We start from the raw sequence: 2,006 nt of genomic DNA on the forward strand, positions 1-2,006 counted from the left end.
GACCGGGTACGTCGATCGGATCTATGTCGTCGTGCCTCTGGAGGGCGGGCGGGAGATCGCCCAGGGCGGCGTGTACTCGTACTACGAGTTCAAGCAGCCGCGTGACCAGCGCTTGACCGATGACGAGTGGCGCGCCCAGCTGGACAATGACGCAGCGCCCCCGTCTCCGTCCTGGGCGGACCGGTTCTCGTTGGAGGGCGGCAGCCCGGCGGTGCCGTTGTTCTTCCGAACGGGCGATACCTACATTGTGACCGAGGCCGGCAAGGACCTGCGGTTGCGCCAATCGGCTTCGACTACGGCGCCAATCCTGGGCGTGCTGATGCCGGAGAGCTACATCACGATCATCGACGGGCCGGTGGAGAAAGACGGCTACACCTGGTGGAAGGTCAGCTGCGAGTACTGCTCCTTCGAAGGCGAGGCGTCGGCCGAAGCCGGCTGGGTGGTCGAGGACCAGGCATGGTACGTGCGGTCGTACCGGCCGTAGGGGCACAGACCCAATCGCGATTCTATCGCCAGAAGGCACGCCGGCGGTGGCGGCCATGCCAGCCAGTTTGGATTGTGCAGGCGCAACAGTCTGCAGCAACCGCCGGTGCCTCGGCGGCAACGGCCTATCCGGCGGCGTCGTCATCCCCGCGCAGGCGGGGATCCATGGAACCTCTCACCGCCCGGCGCAAGGATGCATCCAGGTCACCCGCGCCTGCACGCTTGCCGGACAAGGCCTGAATTCAGCCTCGACAGGGATCTCCGCCCCCCAGCACAGACCCCCCACCTCGGGTTAGGATGGTCCCGATCTTGCACGGGACCAGGGGGTCCTTGACAGCCCATGAGAGGCCTGAAAGACTGGAACAACCAGGCGCACAGCCGGCCAGTGAGCCCCAAGCCAGCCCCCGGGGAGGGGGTTGCTTGGCATGCTGCGCATTGAGACCATGAAGCGACACCCCTCCCGCCTCCTCCGACCTTGGTTCGCCTTGCCCACGGCGCTGCTGGCCTGCGCCGCTGTGCTAGCCATCGGGCCGCGCCTGTCGCCCCCGGCCGCCGGGGCCGCTCAGTCGCCCGACTCGGCGGCGATCGTGGGCGAGGTCCACGACGCAGCCACCGGCCTGCCCGTCCCGGGCGCCGAGGTGGCCGTTCCGGACCTCGGCCTTGAGGATCGCAGCGACAGCCAGGGACGCTTCGGCTGGTCGGACATTCCGCTAACGGAAGACCGCACGCTCAGCCTGGTGCGGGTCACTGCCGCAGGCTTTGGCGAGTGGCAGCTGCTGGACGCCCGGCTGCTGGTCAACGACACTTTGATCCTGACCGTCGAGCTCGGCCCCGATCCGGTCACAATCCAAGTTCCAGCCCCTAGAACGACGGCCAGCGACTGGCCGGAGGCCGGCGGTGCCTCCGCCCTGCCGGATGAGCCGTTCGACGACTCAAACTTGCCGCTGCCGGGGTCGATCCGAGTGCGCGTCACCGGATATCCATACTGCGACACCAGTCGTCCGTACACTGTGCGCACGATCGACTTCAAGGACTACGCCAAGCACGTGCTGCCGAACGAGTGGGTGAACAGCTGGCCGCACGAGTCGCTGCGGGCCGGAGCGATGGCGGTCAAGATGTACGCCTGGTCGTACATCGCCATCGGCGGCAAGTGGCCGGATGCCGACGTGTACGACAGCACTTGCGACCAAGTGTACAACCCGGCCGTAGCCTATGCCAGCACCAACAACGCTGTGGACTTCACCTGGAACTTCCGGCTGCTGCGCAACAGCGACAGCAACCTGTTCCGCACGTTCTATCGCGCCTACCTCAGCCAGTGCCCGACGCTGGGCACCTGCATGGGCCAGTGGGAGACGCGCGACGACGCCTACGACCTGCTAACTTGGGACGAGATCCTGCGCAAGTACTACTACAACAGCCGGATCAACGCCGTGTGGAATCCGCCCGGCGGCTGGTCGCTGCGCTACTACGGCAACGGCTACGGCGATCTCGACCGGGTGAAGGTGCGGATCGACGACCCGGCC

Annotated in this window: 2 protein-coding genes; both read left to right on the plus strand. The window is 66.7% G+C overall.

The window, feature by feature from the left end; translation table 11 throughout:
* Positions 1–484, plus strand: a 484-nt coding sequence (locus MUO23_02815) for a DUF3160 domain-containing protein (GenBank protein ID MCJ7511886.1), incomplete at its 5' end; no start/stop codon positions are given.
* 424 nt (positions 485–908) lie between these two features.
* A partial coding sequence (locus MUO23_02820; protein MCJ7511887.1) for a hypothetical protein occupies positions 909–2,006 on the plus strand: 1,098 nt, incomplete at its 3' end.

It is taken from the genome of Anaerolineales bacterium (genome assembly GCA_022866145.1).
In the GTDB taxonomy this organism is placed as follows: Bacteria; Chloroflexota; Anaerolineae; order Anaerolineales; family E44-bin32; genus PFL42.